The sequence below is a fragment of the Paraburkholderia sp. J8-2 genome, from assembly GCF_905220195.1.
Taxonomy (GTDB): Bacteria; Pseudomonadota; Gammaproteobacteria; order Burkholderiales; family Burkholderiaceae; genus Paraburkholderia.
The window spans coordinates 737,509-762,058 of sequence record NZ_CAJMZA010000001.1 but is presented as its reverse complement, the minus strand read 5'-3'; the positions used below and the strand labels follow the sequence as shown (position 1 = coordinate 762,058).

15 protein-coding genes and 2 pseudogenes are annotated in these 24,550 nt (G+C 67.2%); 10 read left to right on the top strand and 7 right to left on the bottom strand.

The window, feature by feature from the left end:
- Window positions 1–34: 34 nt before the first annotated feature.
- Window positions 35–469 (bottom strand): PaaI family thioesterase, encoded by a 435-nt coding sequence (locus U5A52_RS03285; RefSeq protein WP_321914352.1) that lies wholly within the window; start codon window positions 467–469, stop codon window positions 35–37.
- Between the two features lie 279 nt (window positions 470–748).
- Here U5A52_RS03285 and U5A52_RS03280 point away from each other — a divergent pair, with 279 nt between their 5' ends.
- Entirely contained in the window at window positions 749–2,308 is a 1,560-nt protein-coding gene (locus U5A52_RS03280) for a methyl-accepting chemotaxis protein (protein WP_321933917.1), read from the top strand.
- Window positions 2,309–2,399: 91 nt separating this feature from the next.
- Here U5A52_RS03280 and U5A52_RS03275 read toward each other — a convergent pair whose 3' ends face one another.
- Window positions 2,400–3,485 (bottom strand): AGE family epimerase/isomerase, encoded by a 1,086-nt coding sequence (locus U5A52_RS03275; RefSeq protein WP_321933914.1) that lies wholly within the window; start codon window positions 3,483–3,485, stop codon window positions 2,400–2,402.
- Window positions 3,486–3,622: 137 nt separating this feature from the next.
- On the opposite strand from U5A52_RS03275, the gene U5A52_RS03270 reads away from it, so the two are divergent.
- The 5 genes from U5A52_RS03270 (at window position 3,623) to U5A52_RS03250 (ending at window position 7,027) form a co-directional block, all read left to right on the top strand.
- Window positions 3,623–4,309: an MgtC/SapB family protein gene (locus U5A52_RS03270; protein WP_321914349.1), complete on the top strand. Its 687-nt coding sequence runs from the start codon at window positions 3,623–3,625 to the stop codon at window positions 4,307–4,309.
- A 252-nt stretch (window positions 4,310–4,561) separates the two neighbouring features.
- Window positions 4,562–5,407 carry a hypothetical protein gene (locus U5A52_RS03265; RefSeq protein WP_321933912.1) on the top strand — a complete coding sequence of 282 codons (846 nt, stop codon included), beginning with the start codon at window positions 4,562–4,564 and terminating at the stop codon, window positions 5,405–5,407.
- Window positions 5,408–5,607: 200 nt separating this feature from the next.
- On the top strand, window positions 5,608–5,763 hold the full coding sequence (locus U5A52_RS03260; RefSeq protein ID WP_199272121.1) for a hypothetical protein: 156 nt from the start codon (window positions 5,608–5,610) through the stop codon (window positions 5,761–5,763).
- Window positions 5,764–6,008: 245 nt separating this feature from the next.
- Window positions 6,009–6,623, top strand: coding sequence for a flavin reductase family protein (locus U5A52_RS03255; protein ID WP_321933909.1), 615 nt, complete (start codon window positions 6,009–6,011; stop codon window positions 6,621–6,623).
- 107 nt (window positions 6,624–6,730) lie between these two features.
- Entirely contained in the window at window positions 6,731–7,027 is a 297-nt protein-coding gene (locus tag U5A52_RS03250; RefSeq protein ID WP_321914346.1) for a hypothetical protein, read from the top strand.
- Here the strand turns inward: U5A52_RS03250 and U5A52_RS03245 are convergent, their stop codons facing one another.
- A complete protein-coding gene (locus U5A52_RS03245; protein ID WP_321914345.1) occupies window positions 7,028–8,200 on the bottom strand; it encodes a porin in 1,173 nt (390 codons plus the stop codon).
- Between the two features lie 281 nt (window positions 8,201–8,481).
- Here U5A52_RS03245 and U5A52_RS03240 point away from each other — a divergent pair, with 281 nt between their 5' ends.
- Complete coding sequence (locus U5A52_RS03240) at window positions 8,482–11,013, top strand: penicillin-binding protein 1A (protein WP_321933906.1); 2,532 nt, start codon at window positions 8,482–8,484, stop codon at window positions 11,011–11,013.
- Window positions 11,014–11,236: 223 nt separating this feature from the next.
- Window positions 11,237–12,121: a peptidylprolyl isomerase gene (locus U5A52_RS03235; protein ID WP_321914343.1), complete on the top strand. Its 885-nt coding sequence runs from the start codon at window positions 11,237–11,239 to the stop codon at window positions 12,119–12,121.
- Window positions 12,122–12,245: 124 nt separating this feature from the next.
- Here the strand turns inward: U5A52_RS03235 and U5A52_RS03230 are convergent, their stop codons facing one another.
- On the bottom strand, window positions 12,246–14,240 hold the full coding sequence (locus tag U5A52_RS03230; RefSeq protein WP_321933904.1) for a Cache 3/Cache 2 fusion domain-containing protein: 1,995 nt from the start codon (window positions 14,238–14,240) through the stop codon (window positions 12,246–12,248).
- 265 nt (window positions 14,241–14,505) lie between these two features.
- The gene (locus U5A52_RS03225) at window positions 14,506–16,998 is read right to left on the bottom strand and encodes a heavy metal translocating P-type ATPase (protein ID WP_321933902.1); all 2,493 of its coding nucleotides are present in this window, start codon (window positions 16,996–16,998) and stop codon (window positions 14,506–14,508) included.
- 305 nt (window positions 16,999–17,303) lie between these two features.
- Between U5A52_RS03225 and U5A52_RS03220 the strand changes: the two genes are divergently transcribed.
- Entirely contained in the window at window positions 17,304–18,767 is a 1,464-nt protein-coding gene (locus U5A52_RS03220) for a DUF1254 domain-containing protein (protein WP_321914340.1), read from the top strand.
- A gap of 329 nt (window positions 18,768–19,096) precedes the next feature.
- Window positions 19,097–22,891, top strand: coding sequence for a DUF748 domain-containing protein (locus U5A52_RS03215; protein WP_321933900.1), 3,795 nt, complete (start codon window positions 19,097–19,099; stop codon window positions 22,889–22,891).
- A gap of 38 nt (window positions 22,892–22,929) precedes the next feature.
- Here U5A52_RS03215 and U5A52_RS03210 read toward each other — a convergent pair.
- A pseudogene (locus U5A52_RS03210) lies at window positions 22,930–24,111 on the bottom strand (PLP-dependent aminotransferase family protein); the annotation flags it as partial.
- Window positions 24,112–24,182: 71 nt separating this feature from the next.
- Window positions 24,183–24,465, bottom strand: a pseudogene (locus U5A52_RS43270) (GntR family transcriptional regulator); the annotation flags it as partial.
- Window positions 24,466–24,550 lie beyond the last annotated feature (85 nt).

Below are 24,550 nucleotides of genomic sequence, written 5' to 3'. Positions count from 1 at the left end.
GGCCTGTTATTAGCGTGAGCAGGCCCTGGTTCGTCTAACCTTTCTCTTCCGGCCCACCGCCTTCCGGCAGCCGGTTCACCGTCCCCTGCGCGAGCGCCACGAGCTTTTCGTCGCCGTTTTCCATCACGTAGACGCTGCACTGGCAGGTGGCCTGGTACCGCCCCGCGTGCACCACGCGCGCGCGCGCCATCAGCGTGCCCTTGAGTGCCGGTCGCAGATAGTTGATCTTGTATTCCCCCGTCACCACCCGCGGCCCGAGCGCCAGCGCCCCCGCGAAGGTCAGCGCGTTGTCGGCGAGATAGCTGATCACCCCGCCATGCACGAAGCCGTGTTGCTGCTTGAGCTCGTCGCGTACCGGCAACCGCAGGGTCAGCTCGTCGGCTCCCACGTGCGTCAGTTCGGTTCCGAGCAGCACGCTGAACGGTTGGGCATGCAAAGCGCCGCGTGCGCGATCCACAAGATCTGTCATCGTGGCATTCCCTGGGTCTATCCCCGTGTGGTTTCCTAACCACTCTAGGAAGCATCGGCGTCGAGTCAAGGTGAATCGAATCGAGGCGGCATTTTATTGTTGCGAAAAATGCTGGGAATGATCGTGCAACCATTGCTGAAATGATTCGTTGCGCATTTTGGGCCGTTTTTTCACGGTTTGGGGCTCAAAAATGGCCTTTGCGTGGCCGTAAACGCAGTGCGGGCCCGGGCGATCACATGCTCGCGCCTCACTCATTCACTGCCATCCCAGGTGTCCCCGATGTTCAGCAAGATCAAGGTCGCATCCGGCCTGTTGTGTGTCCTCGTCGCGTTCTGTGTACTGCAGCTCGTGACGGCAGGACTTGGTTACTGGTCGCTCACGCGCACGCACGACGACGTGGCCGACCTCTCGAAAGTGGCGTTGCGGCAGGCAAGCGCCGCCAACGTCATCACCCAGCAGTTGATGGACGCCCGTATCAATCTCTCGCGCGCGGGCACGCGCATGGTCCGTGGCGGCACGGTGCCGACCGACATGGTCAATCACGCGCGCGACCAGCTGGCCGCCGCCGACACCACGTTCGCAGCGCTCATGGCCGTACCGCCGATCAACGACGACGACCGCGCGCGCGTCGCCGCGCTCGGCGAGCGCTTCCAGGTCTACCGCAAGGCGCTCGGCGAGCTGATCGATGACCTCAACGGCAACAATCTGCAAGCCTTCCTCGACCAGCCTACGCAGTCTTACCAGGATGCCTATCTCGCAGAGCTGCACTCCTTTGTGCAGTTCAGCTCCGCGGCGAGCCGCGCATCGCTCGACTCGATCGACTCGCGCCTCGCGCTCTTCCAGGGCGTGGGCATCTTCATCGTGCTGCTGCTGGTCGCACTGGCGAGCGGCGTGCACTTCGCGTTGCGGCGCGGCGTGGTGGAGCCGCTCGAGGAAGCGGGCCGCCATTTCGACCGTATCGCGCGCGGGCGCCTCGACGAGCGCATCGCCGCGCGCGGCGAAAACGAGATCGGCCGGCTGTTCCAGGGTCTTGCGCTGATGCAGGCCAGCCTCGCGCGCACGGTCCACACCGTGCGGGAAACGGCGGGTTCCATCAACGTGGGCGCGGACGAGATCGCCACCGGCAACGCCGATCTTTCGGCGCGCACCGAATCGCAGGCGGCGTCGCTGGAGGAAACGGCGGCGAGCATGGAGGAATTGACGGGCACCGTGCGCAACACGGCCGAAAACGCGCGCGAGGCGAACGCGCTGGCGGAGGCCGCGCTCGACGCGACCGCGCGCGGCGGCGCCGTGGTGGGCGAGGTGGTCGAGCGCATGCGCGGCATTGCGCAAAGCTCGGACAAGATCGCGGAGATCATTGGCGTGATCGACGGCATCGCGTTCCAGACCAACATTCTCGCGCTCAACGCGGCTGTGGAAGCGGCGCGCGCGGGCGAGCAGGGCCGCGGCTTCGCGGTCGTGGCGGGCGAGGTGCGCGGGCTCGCGCAGCGCAGCGCGCAGTCGGCCAAGGAGATCAAGACGCTGATCAGCGAGTCGGTTTCGCAGATTCGCGGCGGCTCGGAGCTGGTTGAGCGCGCGGGCGAGTCGATGCGCGAGGTGTCGAACTCGATCTCGCGGGCCACGCAGATGATGGCGGGTATCAGCGCCTCGTCGCTCGAGCAGAGCACGGGCATCGATCAGGTGAATCAGGCCGTCTCGCAAATGGACCAGATGACCCAGCAGAACGCCGCGCTCGTGGAGGAGGCCGCGGCTGCCGCGGCTTCGCTGCATCAGCAGACGCGCCAGCTTTCCGAGGCCGTGGCGGCGTTCGAGATTTCGCCGGCCGTGCTGGCGGCCTGAGCAGCCTTAGCCGCTTTAGCCGCTCGAGCGCCTCGGCGGCGGGCCTGCGCCCGCCCGCCTTGGTGTTTCGCGCTGTGACGTATCGGGCGTCTCAGATGCCCATGCCCTGATAAGCGGTCAAGAGGTGATACGGCGTCGTGGACGGCATGTCCGCGCGCGCCACGTCGCCGTTTGCGCTGCGGCATTCCACCCAGCCCTGCGGCGTGAGAAAGCGCGGTGCGAAGCGCGCGACTTGCGGCGCGAGCGCGGCGCGCACCTCGGCGTCGCCGTGTGTGGCGAGCGCGCGCAAGTATTCCGTTTGCGCCCAGATCCGCTGCGTGGCATCGATCACACGGCCGTGCTCGTCGAGCGCGGCCGCCACGGCTCCCGTTTCCGGGTCCACGCCGTGCTTCTGCGCAAAGGCGAAGGCGCGCGCAAGCGCCTCGTCCAGACCCGACGCACCCAGCCGCGCGCCCGCACGCGTTGCCAGCCAGAACCACTCGAACTGATGTCCGGGCTCGAGACGGTTGTCCGCCGCGCCGAGCGGCAATTCGGCGATGCAGCCCGTCGGCTCGTGCAGGAAACCGCGCGCGAGCGCTTCGACGAGCTTCGTGATGGCGGTGTCGAAGGCGCTGTCGCCGGTCGCTTCGCTCGCGACGAGCCAGGCTTCGGTGAGGTGCATGAGCGGATTCTGCAGCGGAGCGCCGGTCACGCTCGCAAAGGAAGCGTCGAGCGCCGCGTTCAGCAGCCCGTCGTGGGCGGCGAAGCGATCGACGATCAGCGAGGACGTTTCGCGCGCGACGCCGAGCGCTTCGTTCACGCCGAAGCGCTGGCCGTAGGCCGCGGTTGCGAAGACCACGAAGGCGTGCGTGTAGAGGTCCTTGGTGGTGTCGAGCGGCGCGCCGGCGGCGTCGACGCTGTAGAACCATCCGCCGTGTTTCGGGTCCTGAAAAGTGTGGCGCAGCGTTTCGAAGAGCGTTTGCGCGTGTGCGGTGTCGCCGGCCTGCGAGAACACGAACAGCTGGCGGGCGCACGCCATCGCGCGATAGCGCGTGACGGGCAGGGGCTTCGCGCCGGCCGCATCGAGCGCCTCGTAGGGCAGGCGCAGGTCGGCGTTGAAGCCCGGGCCGCGCCACATCGGCAGGACGATGCGGTCGAAATGCTCGCGCAGGCTGGCTGCGCTCGTAGGTGTGTTCATGGCGAAAAGGTGCGGGGGACCGCGTCACTTCAAATGAGCAATGCCGGCGATTGTACGCATTCGCAAATTGCGCGGGAGATTCCCGCCTGCCGCGGGGCGACCGCGCCCACGACAACAAGACCAGGAGGCTGATAACAATGATCGGAAACTGGGAACTCATTTCGCGGCTGGTCCTGGCCGCCCTGCTCGGCAGCGTGATCGGCTTCGAGCGCGAGCGGCTTTCGTGGGCGGCGGGCCTGCGCACCCATATGCTCGTGTGCGTGGGGTCGGCGCTCATCATGCTCGTCTCGGCCTACGGTTTCGCCGATGTGCTCAAGGAAGACCACGTCGTGCTCGATCCTTCCCGGATGGCGGCGCAGGTTGTCTCGGGCATCGGCTTTCTCGGCGCAGGCTCGATCCTGTTGCGCGGCGAGATCGTGCGCGGCCTCACGACGGCGGCGAGCCTCTGGTCGGTCGCGGCCGTGGGGCTCGCGGTGGGCGGCGGGCTCTATACAGGCGCGATTGCGGCGACCGTCATCATTCTCATCATCCTCGCGGGCATCAAGCCGCTCGAGCGGCGCTTCATCACGTTCCGGCAGCGCCGCCAGCTCACGCTGCTCGTGAGCCGCGGCGCCCTCACGTTTCACTCGCTGCACGACGCGCTCGGCACGTCGAGCCCGCGCGTGAAGCAATTCGTCGTGCAGCAGAGCGACGACTCGCCCGAGCTGGACGAAGTGATGATCACGCTCGCCCGCGTGTCGTCGATGGAGTACGAGGCGATTTGCGCGACGCTGCGGCGCTTGCCCGACGTGAAGGAGTTTCGCGAGGACGGCGTGCAGAGTTGACCTGCGTGGGTTGTCCGGTCGATGCCTGGTGGGTAAGTGGGGGGAGAGCATCTGGCCACGCGTTCTGGCATGCGACAATGGGCGTTCGAACCAGAACACGAGGACGTCGCCAAACGGCCGTGAACGGCCGGCGCGCGACGCGAACCGCATCGCTGACCCATGGCTGATTACGCAGATACCGCATCCTTGAGCTCTTCGCATCCTGAACGCACCGCACCGTGGCAACCGCGCGCCACATCGGCGCCGTCCAACGTGACTGAATCCCCTGTTGCTTCTGAATCCGATGGTCCGCAAGCGCTCGACGGCGAGGGTCTCGCCGCGGTCGCGCAAGCGGATGCTCCCGTGCGCCAGGGCACGTTGAGCGGCTTCGAAAACCCGGAGCCCGCCCAGGCGGCGGCAGCGTCCGGCGATGAGGCCAGCGTGGCGAGCCCCGTTGCGGGGGCAACGACCGCGCGCCGCGCGCCGCGGGCGAAGCGTGCCGCTACTCCGGCCGTGGCCGGGGCTGGGATCGAACCGGTGGCGCCGGGCTTTGGTGAAGCGCAGGGCCCGGCTGCTGCGGCCTTCGTTGCCGAACCGTCGTTTGCCATCGACAACGCAGAACGCGTCGAACCCGCCGGGTTCGCGCCCGAAGCCGCTCAAGCGGCCGCCGAGCCGAATGCGCTGGCGCAGCGCCTCGACGCGCTTCAGGGCGCGCTCGCCGAGCAGCGCCATATGGCCGCCGCGTCGTCGCGGCAACTCAAGTGGGTGCTCGCTGCTGCCTCGGTGGCGGTGCTGGCATCGGTGGGCTTCGGCGTCGCGCAGTCGGTGCGGCTCGACAGCCTCGCGAACGAGTCTCGCGCAAACGAGGCGCGCCTCGAGCAGTTCATCCTAAAGCAGCAGTCCTCGGTCGACGACCTGTCGCAGCGCGTTGCCGCGCAAACTGCCGCCGTCACTGCCGCAACGGCGGCGGCTGCTGTTGCCGCGGATACCCCGGCGGCCCCCGCACGAGCGGTGGTCAAGGCGCAGCCCGCCAAGGCTGCACCCACGCCCGCGCGCCGTGCCGCGGCGCATTCCACGCGTGCGGCGCACGCCAAAACCGCCCAGAAAGCCACTCGCTGAACGGCTTCGTCGCGCGATCCCGCCCCTGTATCCGAAATATCGATGCGTTGTTTTGCTGCAACGCATCGATTGCGCGCGACCCCGTGCGGCGGTGCGTCGCAGTTTTTTTGCTGCGTTGCACTAGCGTTGTCCTAGGGAAAACCCTATAATCGATTCTGTCTTAGGGAAAACCCTGAACCGCAGCCTAACTGGGAGTCGCCATGAGCTTCATCTTTGCACTGATCCAAAAGGTGAGCGATCTCTTCGCGTCGCCGTACCTGCCGATGGATTCGGAATATTCGTACGAAGCGCGTCACCGCGAAGCAGAGCGCGTTCGCCGTTCGCACTACATGCCGTTCGGCATGCCGCGTGACTGATCGAAGCTGAGGCGCTTCGGACGGCGCTCGCCGTCCAACGCGTTTCTCCGGTCAGACCGCAAGGTCATCAAACAAGGCCGGCTCTCGAAAGAGAGCCGGCCTTGTTGCGTTTGGGGCCGATATGGGGCCGATATGGGGCCGATATGGGGCTGCTGCGAGCCGAAGCCGCTTCGTCTGGCGTGACGACAGCCGCGCGCCGCCCGTGTCATAGTGATGCCGCTTCGAAATCGCTACGTCTTATCCACATGTCCAATAGCTACTTCTACGACCCCGCCCAGGGCCACGGCCTGCCGCACGACCCGTTCAAGGCGATCGTCGCGCCGCGCATGATCGGCTGGATCTCCAGCCGCGCGAAGAGCGGCGTGCTCAATCTCGCGCCCTACAGTTTCTTTGGCGCGTTCGCCACCTTTCCGCCGATCATCGGGTTCTGCAGCGAAGGCCGCAAAGACAGCATCAGCAACATCGAGGAGACCGGAGAGTTCGTCTGGAATCTCACGTCGAAGGCGCTCGCGCCGCAGATGAACCGCACCTCCGCGCCGGTCGCCGCCGACGTCGACGAATTCGCGCTCGCGGGCCTCACCGCCGCACCGGGCCGCAACGTCGCGGTGCCGCACGTGGCCGAAGCGCCGGCCGCGCTCGAATGCAAGCTGCTGCAGATCGTGCGGCTCAAAACGCTCGACGGCACGCCCATGGACAACTGGCTGGCGCTTGGACAGGTGGTGGGCGTGCACATTCGCGAGGCGTTCCTGAAGGACGGCCTCTTCGACACGCACGCCGCCCAGCCCGTGATGCGCGCGGGCTATCGCGCCGACTACGCGCAGATCGGCGAGATGTTCCAGATGGTGCGGCCAGGCGCGTAAGCCGCTTCCGGCGTGGGCAGGCCGCGGCGTTGCCGCCTCCTGCCCGCCCGCCGATAATGGCCCGACCTGGTGGGCCAACTGCGCGAGGCGCGCGAGGGAGACATTCGATGCAATCTCCGACGGGATCGGTGGTGGCGCTCAGTTCGGCCGCCTCGACGATGTTTTCGATCGGCATGATCGCGCTGGGCTACTGGGGGCTGCACGAGCCCTCGGCCTGGCGCATCGGCGACCGTGTGGTCGTCGGCATTGCGCTCCTGGGCTTCGCGTGCCTCGGCAGCGTGCCCTGGCTCGCCACTTCGCCCGCGAAGCCCAACGACGAGTCGCGCTTCCTGATGGCCCGCCGCGCCTTTCTGTGCGGCGCGACGGCCGTGTGGGTGTCGATCGCGCTGTCGCTGGTGCTGTGATTAGAAGCGCGCGCGCAAGCCCACCGTGCCCACCACCTGATTGGCCGTCGACGACGCGCCGCCCGCCGTGTTGATGAACGCCACGTAGTTGTGCCCCGTGGCGTGCTGGTACATCGCCTCGCCGTACAGATCGGTGCGCTTCGAGAGGCGGTACACGACCTGTGCGTCCACCTGGTTCCACTTCGGATCGGCGCCGAACGTGGTCGTGTTGCTCACGTGGCCATCCGTGAAGGTGTAGGCGAGACCCAGGCTCCACGCCGGGTTCAACTGATATTTCCCGTTCACTTCGTAGTTGTTGAAGCTCATGTCGCCGCCCTGCGAGCCGAACGAGCTGGTACCCGTGTATTCGCTGCGCGTGAACACGAAGCCCGCCGTGGCCGGGCCGAACGTGTAGTTGATGCCGCCGCCGAACGAACGCAGGCGGTCGGCGCCGAGCGAGAAGCCGCCCTTGCCGTTGGCCGTCGATTCCGCGAGATCCACCGCGCCCGGGCTGCTCGCCGTGGCGCCCTGAGTGCCGTTCAGTTGCAGATAACCGGCCGCGATGGCAAGCGGCCCGTTGGTGTAGCTCGCGCCGAAGCTGTAGGCGCGGTTCACGGCGAAGTCGGTGTTGTTCGAGAACGCGTAGAGCGCGCCGAACTTCAGGCCGCTATACGTGTTGCTCGTGAACTTGACCGCGTTGCTCATGCGCAGCGAGTGGTTCAGGTTGTCGTTGTCGAACGGGTGCGCGAAGCCCGTGTCGCCAAAGGTGCCCGCCGTGGCCGAAAGCGGCGCGACGAAGTCGACGAGCGAGTCGTACTGGCGGCCGAGCGTGAGCGAGCCGAACTGGTCGCTCGCGAGACCCACGTAGGCCTGGCGGCCGAACATGCGGCCGTCCTGGCCGAGCTTGCCGTTCTGCACGTTGAAGCCGTTTTCGAGCACGAAGACCGCATGCAGGCCGCCGCCCAGGTCCTCGCTGCCGCGCACGCCGAAGCGGCTGCCGTTCACGTTGCCGCTCGTCGCCTGCCAGAGCGCGCCTCCGGACTTGCCGCTCGCGACATTGTTCGTGTACATGATGCCGGCGTCGATCAGGCCATACAGCGTGACCGAGCTTTGCGCGTGGGCGGCGGGCGCCGCGAGCGTGCCGAGTGCGCCGAGCACGGCGGCAGCGGTGGTGAGCGAGACGGTGTTCTTCATTCGAGGTTCCTGTAGCGTTGTTGTTTCGTACCGGTTTGCAACAGGGACAGGAGTGTAGGGAGGGAAAGGCGCCGGAAAACCGGCTGTGACTGGAGAGGATTCTTCCGCGATCTGGAAGGATGATTTCATCTCCCTGTCATAAATAGACTTATGGCGATGTCGGGCTTGCGCCCGGCCCGATGAAGGGGCGGCCTTGCGAGTTTGGTACGATTCACGCTTTGCCAGCCGACCCTACCTGCCGCGTGAAGCGTTACGTGCCGTTGATCCGCGATCGAATCGCGATGTCGTTGTCCCGCCTGAAGCCTGCCGCCGCGCGGCTTGGCGGCTTTGCCCGCTTGTGCGGCGCGCGTGCGCTCCACCATTTGCGGCATCCCACGCGACGCGGCGTGCTCATGACCATCGGCGCGCTGCCGGCGCTCGTCGTGCTCTACGTGCTCGTGCTGATTCCGTTCACGCCGAGCATTGGAGACATCCGTAAGGCGCGGGTGGACGAGCCCGCCCAGATCCTTTCCGCCGACGGCAAGGTGCTCGCCGAGTTCAAGCCCTCGAACCGCGAATGGGTGCCGCTCGCGCAGATCTCGCCGCACATGGTCGATGCGCTGGTTTCCACCGAGGATCACCGCTTCTACGAACACCACGGCATCGACTTCAAGCGCACGGCGGGCGCGGCGCTGCACACCTTCTCGGGCGACCGCCAGGGCGGCTCGACCATCACGCAGCAGCTCGCGCGCAATCTCTATCCCGATGAAATCGGCCGCGCGCCCACGCTCACGCGCAAGATCAAGGAAGCGATCACGGCGTTCAAGATCGAAGCGGTGTATAGCAAGCAGCAGATTCTCGAGACGTATCTGAACACGGTGCCGTTTCTCTACAACGCCTACGGCATCGAGATGGCGGCGCGCACCTACTTCGGCGTTTCGGCGGATCAGCTAGACATCCTGCAGGCCGCGACGCTCACGGGCATGCTGAAGGGCAACGCCTATTACAACCCGGTGATCAACCCCGAGCGCGCGCTCGCGCGGCGCAACACCGTGCTCGGCCAGATGGTGAAGTACGGCAAGCTCAGCGAGGCGCAGTACGCCACGCTCTCGAAGAAGCCGCTGCGCCTCGACTTCGAGCGTCAGACCGAGCCGCCGGGCCCCGCGCCGCATTTCGCGCTGCAACTGCGCAAGTGGCTGATCTCGTGGGCCGACCGCAACGACTACAACATCTATTCCGATGGCCTCGTGGTGCGCACCACGATCGATTCGCGTCTCCAGCAGATGGCGACCGCCGCGCTGCGCCAGCACGCGAACCAGCTTCAGGGCATCGCGAACGGCGCGTGGAGCGGCCGCAGCGGCTGCACGTCCGGCAACGACCTGTTCGCGACGTTCATGCGCGAAACGCAGGACTACAAGAGCGCGCGCGACGCAGGCGCAAGCGACGCCGACGCGCTCAAGCAGCTCTCCGCCGACCGTACCTTCATGCGCAACCTCTGCAAGAGCAAGACGGCGGTGGAGGCGGGCTTCCTCGCCATCGACCCGCGCAACGGACAGATCAAGGCGTGGGTGGGCAGCCGCGATTTCACCGAGGAACCGTTCGACCACGTGCAGCAGGCGCGCCGTCAGCCGGGCTCGACGTTCAAGCCGTTCGTGTATGGCGCGGCCTACGCGGCGGGCGCGAAGCCGAGCGACACGTTCATCGACCAGCCGGTGGAAATTCCGCTGGCGGGCGGCGAAATCTGGAAGCCGACCGACGACGTGCAGCCGAGCATGCGCCCGATGACGCTGCGCGACGCGATCGCGTTTTCGCGCAACCGCATCACCGCGCAGCTGATGCAGACGGTGGGCCCGGACAAGGTCGCGCGCCTCGCTCGCGCGATGGGCGTGCGCGACAGCCAGCTCGATCCGGTGCCTTCGCTTGCGCTCGGCACGAGCCCGGTCACCCTGAAGGAGATGGTCTCGGCCTACAGCACCATCGCCAACGATGGCGTGTACCTCGAACCGCGCATGGTCACGAGCATCGAGGACCACAAGGGCAACGTGCTCGCGCAGTTCGAGAGTGCGTCGCCCGAGCGGGCGCTTTCCGCAGAGGCGGACCGCACGCTGCTCGACACGATGCGCGACGTCGTGAACCGCGGAACGGGCGCGGCCATCCGCACGCGCTTTGGCATTCGCGGCGACGTGGCGGGCAAGACCGGCACGACCCAAGGCAACACGGACGGCTGGTTCATCCTCATGAATCCGCAACTCGTCGCGGGCGCATGGGTTGGTTTCGACGACGGCCGCGTGACGCTCGACGACTACTGGGGCCAGGGCGCGCGCAGCGCGCTGCCGATCGTCGGCGACTTCTTCCAGCGCGCGCTGCGCCAGCGCCTCGTCGATCCGCGCGCGCGCTTCGACACCGAAGTGACGCCGGGCGCGTTCGAAACCTTCCGCGAGAAGCTGCGTGCGTGGATGGACAAGCTGGTCGGCACGCACGAAGCGCCGCCGCAGAGCGCGCCGGTTCGGCGTGCGCCGCCACCGCGTGTCAGCGCCCCCGCACCGGCATCGGTGGCTTCTGCGGCTTCGGAAGCGGGGGCATCGGCGCCTTCCGCGGTTCCGGCGCCTTCTGCCGCTTCGGCGGCGGCTGCGGAAGCCGCCGCGCGCGCGATCATGGGCGTGCCGCCGATCGTCGCTCCGTCCAGTACGCCGCCGGCACTTGCGCCGCAGCCCTCGTATCCGGCGCAGGAGCCGGCGCTTGCCCCGACGCCGACACCCGACGACGCGGAGCCTGGCACGCCGGGCGCGAGCGCGAGCTACACGCCGCCGGTGGCGCAGCCACAGGGACAATGAGCGCGCCGTCCCGCGCCGTCGCCTGAGCGTGACGGCGCGGGTGGACGTCTCGCGCTTGACCTGCCGCAAGCTTCTAATCCGGCCCCGCGTCCGTTTGACACTTCCTGACAACAGCGCTTCGAGATTCCGCTAGATTCGCGCGGATCAAAGCTTGCCCCTGGCGCTTCCTGCACCGTTGCGCCGCGGCTTTCCGAATACGCTGGAGTCAATCGAAATGTCACGCATGTCCCGATCCATCCGCACGCTGTGCCTGCTCTCGTTCGCCTCGGTGGCGGTGAGCACGCTCGCGCCCACGCTCGTCCACGCAGCCGAAGCCGCAACCCTGGCGTCCGCGGCCGCCGCGCTGCCTGCGGGCGCCGCTGCGCTCGTGAACGGCCATGTGGTTCCGCAATCCGCGCTCGACACGGCAGTGAGCAACGTGGTCAGCCGCACCGGCGCGCCCGACACGCCGCAACTGCGCGCCGCGCTCAAGGACGACCTGATCGCACGCGAACTGCTGCGCCAGCAGGCCGTGCTCGGGCACTACGACCAGCGCCCCGAGGTCGCGCAGTTCCCCGACGCCGAAAAGACCGACGCCGGGATCCGCGGGTGGATTCTGGACAACGTGCACGCGCCGAAGATCACGGACAGCGAGATCAAAGCGCGCTACGAATCGGTCGTCGCGACGTTCGGCAAGGAAGAGTACAAGCCGGCGGTGATCGCCGTGGCCGACGAGGCAACCGCGAACACCGTGCTCGCGGCGGTGAAGGGCGGCCAGCCGTTCGCCGAGCTCGCGCGGCAGTACGGCATCGGCGCGACGAAGGCCACTGGCGGCGAGATGCCGTGGGTGAGCTTCAGGCTGCCGCTCACCGAAGGCAACACGCACGGCATCCCCATGCCGCTCGCGCAGCTCATTACGGGGCTCGCGCCCGGCGCAACTGCGCCGCAGCCGCTGAAGGCCGGCGACGGCTGGCTGGTTGTGCGCCTCGAAAGCAAGCGACCGATGCAGGTGCCGACGTACGATTCGGCGAAAGGGGACATTCGCCGTCAGTTGCAGGACGAGGCCATGCAGGCCGCGCTCGGGCAACGCGTGGCCGAACTGGCGCGCTCGGCGACGATCGTGGAGTGAAGCGGTGCGCGGCATCTGCCGCGCAGCCAACAAAAAAGGCAGCGTCCTTGGGCGCTGCCTTTTTTCGTTTCGCCTTTTCCTTTTATCTTGCACTGCGAAGCATGCCCTGACGGTACCGTGTGCGTTACTTGTGCACCTTGAACACGGAAACGAGCTCGGCGAGCGCCGCCGCGTGATCGTTGAGCGCGGCGGCTGCGCGCTCGGCGTCGCCCACGAGCGCGGCGTTCTGCTGCGTCGCCGCGCCGATCTGCGAAACCGCGATGTTCACCTGCTCGATGCCGCCCGACTGTTCGCGCGAGGCCACACTGATCTCGCCGATGATAGACCGCACTTCATCCACGCGCGCGACGATCCCGCGCATGGTCGTGCTCGCTTCGCCGGCAATGCGATAACCCGTCTCGACGGTCGACGACGATTCGGTGATGAGCGCCGAGATTTCCTTCGCCGCCGCCGCGCTGCGTTGCGCGAGCGCGCGCACTTCGCTCGCGACCACCGCGAAGCCCTTGCCGTGCTCGCCCGCGCGCGCCGCTTCCACAGCCGCGTTGAGTGCGAGGATGTTGGTCTGGAACGCAATGCCGTCGATCACGCCGGTGATCTCGGCGATCTTCTGCGAGGAGCGGCTGATGTCGTTCATCGTCTCCACGACGCGGCTCACGGCGCGGCCGCCGTCGAGAGCGGCTTCTGCGGCGCTCGTCACCACGCTGTTCGCACGCGTTGCGTGGTCGGCGTTCTGCTGCACGGTCGAGGTCAGCTCTTCCATGCTCGCCGCCGTCTCTTCCAGGCTGCTCGCCTGGCTCGCGATGCGCGAAGCGATCTCGCCGCTGCCTTGTGCGATGCGCGAGGTGTCCTCGCTCATCTGCGCCGTGGCGCTGCGCACCTGCGCCACGATTTGTGCGAGTCCCACGCCGATGCCGTCGATGGCGCGCGTGAGCCGGCCGATCTCGTCGGCATTCGTTGCATCGCCGCTGCCGATGCCGCCGCGGCTGCTGCCGCCGTTGCCGATGCGCACCGTGAGGTCGCCGGCTGCGAGCTGGCCGGCGGCTTGTGCTGCGGCGTCGAGCGGCTGGCTCACGAGGCGGCGCGCCGCGTAGATCGAAAGCGCCGCGAACAGCGCGACCAGCACGAGGCCGATCGCGGCGAAGCGGTCGCGCGTGGCGTTCACGTCGGCCATGATCTCGTCGCGTACGGCGACGCCGCCGACGAGCCATTGCCACTGCGGCACGCTCACGAACGACACGAACTTCGCGCGCGCGTCGCGCTCGTCGCGCGTCGAGTCGGCGGAGGTGTAGTCGAGCGTGCCTTCGCGCGCCTCGAGCATGCGCGACCAGGGCGCGTTCGCGTCGTCGTAGTGCTTGCCCGCGGCGCTCGGATGCACGAGGAAGGTGCCGCGCGCCGAGCCGTTCGAAGCGTCCATCACGAAGTAGTAGCCGCTTTCGCCGATCTTGAGCTTGGCGATCTCGCTCTTGAGCGCGTCGATCTGCGCGCCCACGTCGACGCCGACGAAGAGCGCGCCGATCACATGGCCGCTCGCGTCGAGAATCGGCTTGTACTGCGTGATGTACTGTTTGCCGAACAGCTGGGCAAGGCCCGTATACGTGCGGTTGGCAAGAACCGGGCCGTACGCGGGCCCGTTGCGATCGAGCAGCGTGCCGATCGCGCGCGAGCCGTCCTGCTTCTTGAGCGAGGTGGTCACGCGCACGAAATCGTCGCCGCTACGCGCGAAAATCGTGGCGATTTCGCCGCTGCGCGCGAGAAACTGGTCGGGGACCGTGAAGTCCATGTTCAGCACGTGGTCGCCGGACTTGAAGACCGGCGTGGCCTTGCCGCCAATGTCGACCGTTTGCGTGGGATCGAGCGTGAAGGCGCCGGGCAGGAAGCTCTCGAAGAGCTGCATGGCGCGGTCGACTTCGGCGTCGAGCGCGCCGTCGATCAGCGAGATCGACGAGGCGACCGACTGGTCCTTTTCGGTGATGCGCGCGCGCACCTGGTCGCCGACCTGCGTTGCCGCCGAGTGCGTGATCGCCCACGTGAAGGCGGCAAATATTGCCGCGACGAGCACGCACGATAGCAAGGCGAGACGCACGCCGACGCTCGCGCGGCTTGATAAGCGTGAAAGCATGAGTTCGGTTCCGGAGTAGCTTGTGAGGAAGGAACCTGCGCCTTCGAGGCGCTGGCATGACGCATTACGGCGCGCGCGAGCGATCCTTTAGGGGTAAACGCGAAAATCCTTACAATTTCATACGGCATGCGAATGGTCATGCGATCTTGTGTCGCAAAAAATGGGACGATTCGGATTCCAAAGAGAAGGCCGGAATGAAGAAAAGGGCGCATGAAGCGCCCTTTCGTTATATTCAGCACGATACGTCGCGTGGTGAATGGCTGCGTTAGCGCTTTGCCCGCCACGTTCTGAGCAGCAGCGCGTTGGTCACGACGCTCACGCTCGAAAACGCCATCGCCGCGCCTGCGAGCATGGGGTTGAGCAGGCCGAAGGCGGCGAGCGGAATGCCGATCAGGTTGTAGATGAACGCCCAGAACAGGTTCTGCTGAATCTTGCGCCACGTGCGCCGCGAAATATCGATTGCGGCGGCGACGAGCGCCGGGTCGCCGCGCATGAGCGTGATGCCTGCCGCGTGCATGGCGACGTCGGTGCCGGTGGCCATGGCGATGCCGATGTCGGCGGCGGCGAGCGCGGGGGCGTCGTTGATGCCGTCGCCGGCCATCGCGACGATGCCGCCGCTTTCGATCTTGAGGTCGCGGATCGTGCGCGCCTTGTCGTCGGGCAGCACCTGCGCGTGGACTTCGTCGATGCCGAGCTGCGCGGCCACGGCCGCCGCGCTGCCCGCGTTGTCGCCGGTCACGAGCACGCTGCGGATGCCCATCGTCTTGAGGTTAGCAATGGCTGCGCGCGCCGTGGGCTTCACCGTGTCGCCGAACGCGAGCAACGCGAGGACGCCGCCGTGCGGATCGAACAACCACGACACCGTATTGCCCGCCTCTTCGAGCGAACGTGCGCGCGCCGCGAGCGTGGGCGGCACGGCCAGCGCCAGCTCGTCGAGCCAGCGGCCGCTGCCGATCGCGAGACGCCGCCCGTTCACTTCGGCTTCCACGCCGCGCCCCGGCACCGCGCGCGCGTGGGCCGCGGCGCTCCAGGCGGCGGCGCCTTGCGCTTGCGCCTCATACGCCTGCACCACGGCCTTCGCGAGCGGGTGGTCGCTTTGCCGCTGCACGGCGGCGGCGAGCGCGAGCGCCTCGTTGCGATCAAGTCCCTCGGCCGCCTCGAACGCAGTGAGCGACGGCTGGCCGAGCGTGAGCGTGCCGGTCTTGTCGAACGCGACCACGCTCACGTTGTGGGCGGTTTCCAATGCTTCGGCGTCCTTGATGAGCACGCCATGGCGCGCGGCGACGCCGGTGCCCGCCATGATCGCGGCGGGCGTGGCGAGGCCGAGCGCGCACGGGCAGGCGATCACGAGCACGGCCACGGCGTTGAGAGTTGCCGTTTCGGCGCTCGCGCCCGCGAGCAGCCAGCCGCCCAGCGTGATGGCCGCGATCACGAGAATCGCGGGGACGAACACGGCGCTCACGCGGTCGACGAGACGCTGGATCGGCGCCTTTTCAGCCTGCGCGCTTTCCACGAGGCGGATGATGCGTGCGAGTGTGGTTTCCGCGCCGATGGCCGTGGTGCGCACGGCGATCGCGCCTTCGCCGTTGATCGAGCCGGCGGTGACAGGATCGTCGGGCGCTTTCGGCACCGGCAGGCTTTCGCCGGTGATGAGCGATTCGTCGATATGGCTGCGGCCTTCGAGCACGACGCCGTCCACGGGCAGGCGCTCGCCGGGACGCACGACCACGATCGAGCCCACGCGCACCTGGGCGAGCGGGACTTCGCGCTCCTCTGCTTGAGCGCCATTTACGCCATCGATACGGATGCGCGCGCGATCGGGCCGCAGCGCGTTGAGGGCGCGGATCGCGTCGGTGGTCTGCCGCTTCGCGCGCGCTTCGAGCCACTTGCCGAAGCGCACGAGCGTGATGACCACCGCCGAAGCCTCGAAATACAGATGTGCCATGTCGCCAGCGCCGTTGCCAGCGCCGTTGCCAGGATCGGCGAGCATCGCATAGACGCTCACGCCGTACGCGGCCGAGGTGCCGAGCGCAACCAGCAGATCCATGTTGCCCGCGCCCGCCCGCACGGCTTTCCAGGCGGCGCGGTAGAAGCGCGCGCCGAACACGAACTGCACGACGCTCGCGAGCGCGAGTTGCACGGCTGCGGGCAACATCCAGTCGAAGCCGAGCCAGTGGCCGAACATCGGCACCACGAGCGGGGCCGTGAGCACGGCCGAAACCAGCACGGCGCGCCATTCGCGGCGTGCCTCGTCGCTGGCGGCGGCGCTTTTCGCCGGGGTGGCGTCGACGTCGGCGGCGAGCGGCGTGGCTTCATAGCCGGCCTTCCTGACGGCCGCGACGAGCTGATCCTGCAGTTCGCCCGTGAGTGGCGAGCGTGTGTTGACGGTGGCCTGCTCGGTGGCAAGGTTCACGCTCACGCCGGCTACGCCGGGCACGCGCGCGAGCGCCTTCTCGACGCGGTTCGCACAGGACGCGCAAGTCATCCCGCCGATGGCGAGCGTGGCGGTTTCCGTGGCGACCGGCACGGCTTCGTAGCCGGCCTTTTCGACGGCGGCGACGAGCGTGGCGGCCGCGACACCGCCGCTCGCCTCGACGGTGGCCTTTTCGGTGGCGAGGTTGACCGAGGCGCGCGTGACGCCCGGCACTTTGGCGAGCGCCTTTTCGACGCGCATGGCGCACGAGGCGCACGTCATGCCGTGGACCTCGAGTTCGGCCACGGCGGTATCGGCGCGCTCTGCAACGAGGGGGTCGTTCATGGTGAGGGTGCGAGGCTGTAATCGATGTTAAGCAGTATCTACGTTCCCATCGTGGGAAGGTCAAGGGGCAGCGACACTGCGTCACTTTCGTTTCAGATAGAGGGCCTGAGAGCAAGCTACACGGCTGTAAGGCAATATTCCACGCTGTAGTCTTTTCAGGCCCATGCGCGAGCGATACGATACCAACCGGCGGCATTGGCGCCTTGCCGCGCGCCTTTCACCACGGCCCTGGGGGGGCCCGCGCGCGGAGTGGGTAGCCGGTCGACGTCACTTCATGGACCGCCCGCACCGAATACAACACACAAATGACAACAATACATCGAGCATTCTCGTCGTACCGTAGCGGCTCCGTGCTTGCCTGCGTTGCCCTGATCGCCGGATGCGCCTCGGCGCCGAGCGACGTCGCGCCGAAGAGCAACGGCTGGATGAAGGACGAAGTTTCCGACTCGTACGTGTTCGGCTATCCGCTCGTGCTGATGGACCTGTCGCGTACAGCCGCCACGGGCACGGGCCCCGGCCAGGCTGCGCCGAACACGCTGCGCCACGCGCAGTCGTTGCCGCCAGTCGGGGCTTCGAACCCGCCCGAACCCAATCTCGACACGCTGGCTTCCAGCGGCTGGCTCGACGTTTCGAGCGAGCCGGTGCTGGTCACGCTGCCCGATACGCACGGCCGCTACATGGACGCGCGCGCGCTCGACATGTGGACGAATGTCGTCTGGTCGACGGGCGCCGCGCAAACCGGCGAACGCGTCAGCGGTCTGAAAGCGCAAACGATTGCATTCGTTCCGGCCGGCTGGAAGGGCACGCTGCCCGCGCGCGTGAAGCGCGTGGACGTGACGACGCGCTACGTGTGGTTCCTCGCGCGCATCCAGACGCGCGGCGGCGGCGACCTCGCGGCCGTGCGGCGGCTGCAGCACGGTCTGCAAGTTACGACGCTTTCCGACTGGGACGATCGCGGCGCGCGCGGCAAGGCAGGCGCTCGCGGCAACGGGGGCGCACGCGGTAACGAGCCGTCCGGCGCGACGCAGAGCGGCGATCCGGTGGCGCCGGGCACGCCTTCCGCCCAGGTCGCAGCGCTCGACGCGAACGGTTTCTTCAACCGGCTCGCGCAGGCACTGGAAGACAACCCGCCTACGGCGGACGACGCGCACGCGATCAAGATTCTCGGCGACATTGGCGTGCATCCGGGCGACCCGGCCGAACTGCCCTCGGGCACGAAGGACGCCGCGGTCGTGAAGGCGGGTCTCGCGGACGGCCGCGCGCGCCTCGCGACGCCGCCAAACAACCTGCTGGCGGGCAACGGCTGGCTCTGGGTGGGTGACGACGCGGGCAACTACGGCCCCGACTACGCGCTGCGCGCCTACGCCGCGTACACGTCGCCGGGTCTTCCGACTACCCGCGACGAAGTGCGCGCCCGCGTGAGCCAGGACAGCGACGGTCATGCGCTCAACGGCGCGAACCGTTACACGATGCACTTCACGGCGAAGCAGTTGCCGCCGGTGCGCGGTTTCTGGTCGATCACGGCTTATACGACCGACGGCGCGCTCGACGCCGACACGCCCGTGCGCGTGGCGTTCGGCGACCGCAGCGGCGCGCGGCGCAACCGCGACGGCTCGCTCGACGTGCACGTGAGCGCCGAACGGCCGCGCGGCGGCGCGAACTGGGTGCCGGCGCCGCATGGCGACTTCCGCCTGGTGATGCGGCTCTACGCCGCGAAGCCGCAAGCGACCGATGGCAGCTGGCAGCCGCCCGCCGTCGAGCGCCAGTAAGCGCTGAGCCGGGCCGAACCAAGCTGAAACAGGCGTTGGCGGGACTTTCTCCCGCCAACGCTTTTTTTGCGCCGCATAAGCCTGCTCAAACGCGCAACGCCCGCGCTCCCCGCCCGCATTCTTATGCATCGCGCAACACGCGCGACAGATACCGGGCAATCTCACTTCCGTTGTTACGTCTTGTTGCGCAAATCCTGCGCCGCGGGCGGCGTTTTCCCGCCGTCCGATCTTCTATCGGACCTATACTTCCGGCTGTCGGCATCCCCGGATTTCCGACTTCAGACCCACATTCCGCGGCGGGCCTGTTGCCGCCTCATCCGCAAGCAAGCATGGCAAGCCTCAACAAAGCGTCGCTCAACTCTTCCTTGCAATCGGTGCGCGCCGTCGCGCGTGCGCCCCGCACCCGGCGCATCCTCACGGGCGTCGTCATCTTTCTCATCGTGTTCGGCCTGGTCGGCTTCTTCGCCGCGCCGCCCATCATTCGTCACGTCGCCGAACAGCAACTGAGCAAGCAGCTCGAGCGTCCCGTCACGATCGGCCGCATCGCGCTCAATCCGTATACGCTGCGTCTCGAAGCGGACCGCGTGCATATCGGCGAGCGCGGTGGCAATGGCGACTTCTTCGATGTGTCGCGTGCCGTTGTGCAGGCGTCGTGGTCGTCGATCTTTCGCGCGGCGCCCATCGTCGAAGAGTTGCGGCTCGACTCGCCGCAGGCCACGATCGTGCGGCTCGACGCGCAGCACTTCAACTTTTCGGACCTCATCGACAAGTTCTCGACGCCCTCGAAACCGAACAGCAAGCCCGCGCAGTTTTCGGTTTCCAACATTCGCGTCGAGAACGGCCAGATTACTTTCGACGATCGCCTGCTCAATGAAAAGCACGTGATCGATCGCTGGTCGCTCGGCATCCCGTTCATCGCCACGCTGCCTTCCAAGACCGACATCTTCGTCGAGCCGATGCTGCGCGCGCGCATTGACGGTGCGAGCACGCTCGCCATCGACGGCAAGACCAAGCCGTTCTCCGCGACGCGCGAGTCGGAAGTGGAACTGCGCCTGACCGATCTGGACGTGCCGAAGCTGCTCACCTACGCACCGACGAAGCTGCCGGTCATGGTAAAGAGCGGCAAGCTCTCGACCAACCTCAAACTCGATTTCGTGATGTCGGGCGAGAAGCCCACGCTGCGCGTGACGGGCACGACCGACCTGAATGACTTCGACTCGACCGACAACGCCAACGCGCCGTTTTTCGGCGCGCGCAGCCTGCACGTGGCGGCGGCCTCGCTCGAGCCGTTCAGCAACGTCTATCGCTTCGACGATATCCGGCTCGACGCGCCTACCGCTTGGGTCGCGCGCGACAAGCAAGGGGTGCTGAGCGTCGAGAAGCTGCTGGGCGCGCCGGCGGCGCAAAATGCGCCGGCTGGGAGCAAGGCTGCTGCGAGCGCCGCGCCGGCATCGGGCGCCACGGCTGCCTCGGGTGCGGCGAACGCGCAGGCCGCGCCCGAAGAGGCGAAGCCCGCGCCGCTCGATCTCTCGATCCGCCAGTTCGCGCTCACGAACGGCACCGTGCACGTGCGCGACGATGTGCCTTCGCGCACGGTGAACATCGACCTCACCCAGCTCTCCACCACGCTCGAAAAATTCTCGAGTACCTCGAAGGAAGGCGCGCCGTTTACGTTTGCCACGACCGCGAATGACGGCGGCACGGTCAAGGCGTCGGGCACGCTGAGCATGGCGGGCAAAAACGCCGAAGCCAACATCGCGCTAGCGGGCCTGGGCCTGCCGCAGATGCAGCCGTATATCGACAACCTGAGCAGCGCGCAGGTCGTGGACGGCAAGCTGAACCTCACGTCCACGCTCAAGGCCGATTGGGCGCAGCAGCCTGCCGTCGTGCAGGTCGGCCAGAGCACGCTCGGCCTCGAGTCGCTCAAGCTCGCGGCGCGCGGCGCGAAGGCGCCTGCCATCGCGCTCGCCCAGGGCACCGTGCAGGTGACGGGAATCGACCTCAACGCGCGCAAGGCGCAGATCGCCTCGGTGGACCTGACCGGCCTTGTGGTGAATGCCGAGCGTCAGAAGAACGGCCAGATCGATCTGGCGCAGCTCGCCTCCACGCATCAGGCGGCGCCCGAGCGCACGGCGATTCACGCGGCCCAGAAGTCGGTGCAGGAAGGGCCGGCGTGGCGCTACACGATCGATGCCTTCACGCTCAGTAACGGCACGATCAACTTCACGGACAACTCGACGCAGCGCCCGGCGAAGCTCGCCGTCACGCCGCTCGACCTGAAGATCCAGCAGATCAGCGACGATCTGCGGCACCCGCTGCCGATCGACCTGAAGGCGACCGTCAACCGCAAGGGCACCCTGGCGCTGAGCGGCAAGATCAACCCCACGCCGCTTACGGCGCAACTCAAGATCGACGCGAACCGGCTCGACGCCGCCGCGTTCGAGCCTTACTTCGGCAACCAGCTCAATGCGGTGGTCGCAAGCGCGCTGCTCAACATGAACGGGCAGCTTTCCGTGGAGCAGGGCAAGGCGCTCAAGGCCAACTATCGCGGCGACGCGGCGCTCGTGGACGTGCGCATGCTCGACAAGGCCACGTCCGGCCCGTTCGCAGGCTGGCGCTCGCTCGCGCTCACGAACCTGAAGGCGAACTACGACGACGCGCGCGGCACCGACGTGGACGCGAGCCGCGTGACCTTCTCCGGCTTCTATGGCCGCGTGCTGCTCGACGCGCAAGGCAAGCTCAATCTCAAGGACGTGGTTGCGCATCAAACCGGCGCGGCGCAGTCGCTCACGCAGGACACGAGCGCGAAGCCAGGTGCGCGCGAACCCGTGCCGCTCACGCCGCAAGCGGCGAGCGCGCCGGTGCAGACCGCTTCCGCACCCGCGCCGGCTTCCGCGCCTGCCACGGTCGTGGCCGCGCAGGCGCCGAAGACCCCCGTGCGCCTGCACTTCGGCGAGCTCGTTTTGCAAGACGGCCGCGTGAACTACACCGACAACTTCATCAAGCCGAATTACACCGCCGACCTCGTGCAGATCCACGGCACGGTGGGCGCGTTCGGCACGGAGTCGACGACGCCCGCGCCGGTGGACATTTCCGCGAAGCTCGCGGCGAACGGTCCGCTCTCGATCAAGGGTACGGTGAACCCGCTCATCGAGAAGCCCTCGCTCGACCTCACGGCGAGCGCGCATGACATCGAGCTCACGAACCTCACGCCGTACTCGGCGAAGTACGCGGGCTACCCGATCACGAAGGGCAAGCTCAACGTCGACCTGCATTACCAGCTCGCAAACGACCAGCTCTCGGCGAACAACCATATCTTCATCGACCAGCTCACGTTCGGCGATCACATCGACAACGACACAGCGACCAAGCTGCCGGTGCGTCTCGCGATCTCGCTGCTGAAGAATCGCAAGGGTGAGATCGACGTGAACATTCCGGTGTCGGGCTCGCTCTCGAACCCCGAGTTCAGCCTGGGCGGCCTGATCTGGAAGGCGGTGCTCAACCTGATCGCGAAGGCCGTGACCGCGCCGTTCACGCTGCTCGCCAACGCATTTGGCGGCGGCGGCGAAGATCTGGGCTATGTCGAATTCGCAGCGGGCACGGCAAAGCTGACCGATGACGACCAGAAGAAGCTCGACACGATCGTCAAGGCGCTCGACGACAAGCCCTCGATCAAGATCGACCTGATCGGCCGTGTCGATCCGGCTGTGGACACGCCCGCGCTGCGCGAGCAATACGTGGATCGCCTCGTGCGGCTTCAGAAGGTGAAGGACACGGTGGGCAACGGCGAGAGCGTGGATACCTCGCAGGTGAAGGTCGACGACAAGGAGTACGAGAAGTACCTCACCAAGGTCTACAAGGATGCGGACTTCAAGAAGCCGCACAATATGATCGGCTTCACGAAGACGCTGCCCGTGGACGACATGAAGCAGGCGCTGGCCGAGCACGCGCCCGTTGACGACGCGACCTTGCGCAATCTCGCTCAGCAGCGCGCGCAAGCGGTGCAGCAGTACTTCGAAGGCAAGGTGGATCCGAGCCGCGTGTTCGTCGTGGCGCCGAAGCTGGATGCGAAGGGCATCGACGACAAGGGCGCGACCACGCGTGTGGATTTCGGGCTGAAATAGGCATTTTTTCGCGACTCAACGCAGCGGCGCGCTTCGGTTCAACCGGCGCGCCGCAGTTTTTCCGGCCTCGCAAACGCGTGTTTCTCGATCACTTGCGCGAGCGTTGCAAAGGCCGGCGCGATTTCCTCGTGCGGCACGCACGCGTAACCCGTTAGCAATCCTTTACGATCCTGGCGCATGCTGTAGTAGGCCGCAAGCGGACGCACGATGACGCCCGCATCGAAGGCGGCTGTGGCGACGACGCGATCGTTGGCGTGATCGGGCAGGCCGAGCACGAAGTGCAGGCCCGCTTCGTCGCCCATGACCGGCAGCGCGTCGCCGAAATGGTGCGTGACCGCGTCGATCAGCAACTGGCGGCGCTCGCCATAGAGCGTGCGCATGCGGCGCACGTGCGAGGTGAGATAGCCGTCCATGATGAATTCGGCGAGCACGGCTTGCTGCATGAGCTGGCCTTCGCGATACAACTCAGCCACGCCCGTGCGGAAGGTGGCCGCGAGCCGCTCGGGCACGACCATGTAGCCGATGCGCAGGCCCGGAAACAGCAGCTTGCCAAGGCTGCCCACGTAGATCACGCGGTCGGACTCGTCGAGACCCTGCAGCGACGCAAGCGGGCGGCTGCCGTAGCGGAACTCGCTGTCGTAGTCGTCCTCGATGATCCACACCTTGTGCTGACGCGCGTATTCGAGCAGCGTGCGGCGGCGCGCAAGGCTCATCACCATGCCGAGCGGGTATTGGTGCGAAGGCGTGACGAGCGCGATGCGCGGCGGGTCGCGCAGGTCCTGCTCGCGCGGGTTGAGCCCTTCGTCGTCGACGGGAATGGGCGCGAGCTTCAGCCCTGAGGACTGCAACACACTGCGCGCGCCCCAATAGCACGGTTCTTCCACCCACGCGGTGTCGCCCACGTCGGCGAGCAGGCGCACGGCCAGATCGATGGACTGGTGAATGCCGGTCGTGATAATGATCTGGTCCGGCGTGCAGCGCACCGAGCGCGCCACGCGCAGGTAGTCGGAAAGCGCGCGCCGCAGCGGCCGGTAGCCGCCGCCTGGCGCGTAAGTTAGCAAACCATGATTCGCCGATTTCCACAGCCGCGCCTGCAGGCGGCTCCACGTGCGCGCGGGAAATTCGGCCACGTCGGGCACACCCGGCATGAACGCGCCCCACTGCTTGGCGGACACGCCCGCCCCGTCGATGAGCCGCTGGCCGCGCATCGACATGTCGCCGCGCGGGGAGGCGCCGTTCGCATCGTCTTCCTCATTGTCGTCGTCGGTGGCGGCCGGCGCCGCCGTGCTCACGGCCGCCGAGTCCGGGCGTGTGTCGGCGACATAGGTGCCGCTGCCCGTCGTCGAGATCACGTAGCCTTCGGCGCTCAGCTGGTCGTACACGTGCAGCACGGTATTGCGCGCCACGCCGAGGTCGCCGGCCAGCGTGCGCGAGCTGGGCAGCTTGGTGCCGGGCGCGAGCCGGCCCGTCAGGATGGCCTGCTGCATGAGCTGCAGCAGCTGACGGTAGGCGGGCTCGGCGCTTTCCTTGTCGAGTTGCGCGGCGAGCCATTCGGACAGGATGACCATGGCCAAGTGGTTCCATCGATAATAATGAAATGGCTCCATTGAATAGAGCCGGGACCATCTATAGTAATTCGCACGTCAGTTTCGGTTAAAG